This is a genomic window from Cedecea sp., from assembly GCF_036500665.1.
Classification (GTDB): Bacteria; Pseudomonadota; Gammaproteobacteria; order Enterobacterales; family Enterobacteriaceae; genus Cedecea.
This window is the reverse complement of record NZ_DASYBS010000047.1, coordinates 1-2,254: the sequence shown is the minus strand read 5'-3', so window position 1 is coordinate 2,254 and position 2,254 is coordinate 1. Positions and strand designations below refer to the sequence as shown.

The 2,254-nt window shown below is 48.9% G+C and carries 2 protein-coding genes and 1 pseudogene; all 3 read right to left on the bottom strand.

The genetic code is table 11. From position 1 onward, the window contains the following. Positions 1-144 precede the first annotated feature (144 nt). Positions 145-1,026 (bottom strand): annotated as a pseudogene (locus tag VGM55_RS07600) (ISAs1 family transposase); the annotation flags it as partial. A gap of 49 nt (positions 1,027-1,075) precedes the next feature. Then, positions 1,076-1,384, bottom strand: a complete 309-nt coding sequence (locus VGM55_RS07595) for a DUF4158 domain-containing protein (RefSeq protein ID WP_331635135.1) — start codon at positions 1,382-1,384, stop codon at positions 1,076-1,078. A gap of 28 nt (positions 1,385-1,412) precedes the next feature. Next, positions 1,413-2,036 (bottom strand): recombinase family protein, encoded by a 624-nt coding sequence (locus tag VGM55_RS07590; protein WP_331635134.1) that lies wholly within the window; start codon positions 2,034-2,036, stop codon positions 1,413-1,415. Positions 2,037-2,254 lie beyond the last annotated feature (218 nt).

Genomic DNA, 2,254 nt, shown 5'->3' with positions numbered 1-2,254 from the left:
CCCAGTTCAGCCTGCTTCAGGGCAAAAACAATCTGCTCTTCGGTGAATCGTGATTTTTTCATCGGCACCACCTCCGTTCAGGGAGTGTAGATCATGCCGGAATTCTGTTTCTGAATGGAGCAGGATCTTGGGTCAGGGTCAGTCTCTGACTGCCCCGGCAAACCGTTCCGCGCTCAGTTCTGCTGAGCTGATATAGTAGCGGTATTCGAGAGACTCTTTCCCCGATTTATCCAGCCGATAACTGATTGCTGCCCCCAGTGTTTTCAGGCACTTCCATTCAGGAAATTGTGCTGCCAGATTATCCGCCGGGAGTACATGATATTCTCTGATTTCGACGCGCCCGTGCCCTTTTTCCACGACCACGCTGCCGGTTTTTTCAGCAGCACAGAGCGGCCACATGGCCTCTTTTACTGCGCTATGAAGTTGCTTCTGGTTTGCCTTTACGGCCAGCAGATAATCACCACCCTGCCTGACTATGGTGTCAGCGATGCTGGTCTGACATCCTATTGCGTCAATGGATATCAGGCATCCCTTAAGCTCCAGTAGCTTCAGCAGTGCCGGGATAGCTGTAATTTCATTGGATTTGGCCTCTGTTTTTAACTGGCCCATTACCACGCCATTGCGGGTGGCAAAGGCGCTGACCATATGAATGGCAGAACAGCGACTCTTACTGTTGTAACTCCCCCGCAACACCTTGCCATCAACGGCAACCAGCTCACCTCCGGTAAGCTTATTCACCGACTGCACCCATCGGACAAAGCACTGCTGAAACTGAACCGGGTTTAGGCGTGAAACAATACGTGCGATGGTGTCATGAACAGGTAACCCGTTGGGGAACAGCCCTTTTTTCTGAAGCCATTCAATATGGACTTCGCCAAAATCTTCAATGTCTTCCCATCCTTCAGCTCCGGCAATAACAGCGCAGATCGTCAGGAACAGGACGTCAAACAGGGGATAACTGATTTTTGCTGTCTGGCGAGGGTCTTCCTGGCAACCAAAGTGCAACAAGAAAGCGTCAGATACCATCAGGCAGGGCTCCCAAAAGAGAGCATAAGATCACAACGAGAATAGCGCGTCAAATCGTTCGGATTTGCTCAAAAAACGTTCGCGATCTCATCCTGCTCTCAATATGTAGTTGCTCTGCAAGAAAATCAATAACAGCAACCGGAATTATTGTCGTTAAATCGGGGAAGCGACCGAGGTAACGGACTGTACATAATAATATGGCATAGCCCAACCGGTTATGGTCTCCCCGTTTTTCAGAAATATTCATCCGGTCAAAATCATCAAGATGAAAATAGCGAGCCAGTGTTTCCTTTGTCAGTTCGCCATGATAGTTACCGTAACCTGCTTTTTGATCTTCGGAAAGAAAATTAACGGGCATCGTAAACCATCCTTAGTTCAGGGGCATATCACGAATTTTTTTGCGACTGATGGATTGCCCAGACGCGTTTGACCTGGCTGATGCTGCATCCGGCCAGCGTGGCTGTGTGCTCAATAGTTAACCCGGACTGCCGGAGGGTAATGATACGCTCATGGGTCACGAGATCGGCCTTCCTGCCTGCGTACTTGCCTGCAACTTTGGCGAGCTGAACACCCTGGCGCTGTCTTTCCCGCCGTATTTCGTAGTCATCTCGTGCGGTCTGAAGGGCAAGTTTCAGCAATAACTCCTGAACAGATTCAAGGACAATGCGGGAGACACCATCATTTTCTGCTACTACTTCTGACAAATCCACTATGCTTGGAATAGCCAGCCGGGCACCTTTGTCTCTGATGGAAGCAATCAGTTTTTCAGCTTCAGGAAGAGGGAGACGACTGATACGGTCAATTTTTTCGGCTATCACCACATCACCAGGCTGAAGGTCGGCGATCATGCGGAGAAGCTCAGGTCTGTCAGCTCTGGCACCCGATGTTTTTTCCCGATAAATACCTGCGATATAAAAACCACTGGCAATGGCCGTTTTTTCGATGTCAGCCTGGCGTGCCAGATCCTGCTCTAATGTACTGACTCTTTCATAGATGCGAGCAATTTTCATTTAAGGTGGCCAAAATAAGTATAGGTAATTTGGCTATCGTAAAAGAGATGGCTAAAAATGGCAATCTGCAATGTATTTGTCATTTTCAGAAGACAACTGCACGAAATGTCAGAAGTAGAGTGCACTGGCTACCCACGGCGATAACTCAGGGCTGATTGAGCAGTTTCTTTCCATCAGGCCGCAGCTCTCCTGCTGGCGAAATATGTCGGTATAATGTC

Excerpts from the sequence above, each read along its gene's own strand:
- VGM55_RS07595 (WP_331635135.1), bottom strand. The coding sequence starts at position 1,384 with ATGCCCGTTAATTTTCTTTCCGAAGATCAAAAAGCAGGTTACGGTAAC.
- VGM55_RS07590 (WP_331635134.1), bottom strand. The coding sequence starts at position 2,036 with ATGAAAATTGCTCGCATCTATGAAAGAGTCAGTACATTAGAGCAGGAT.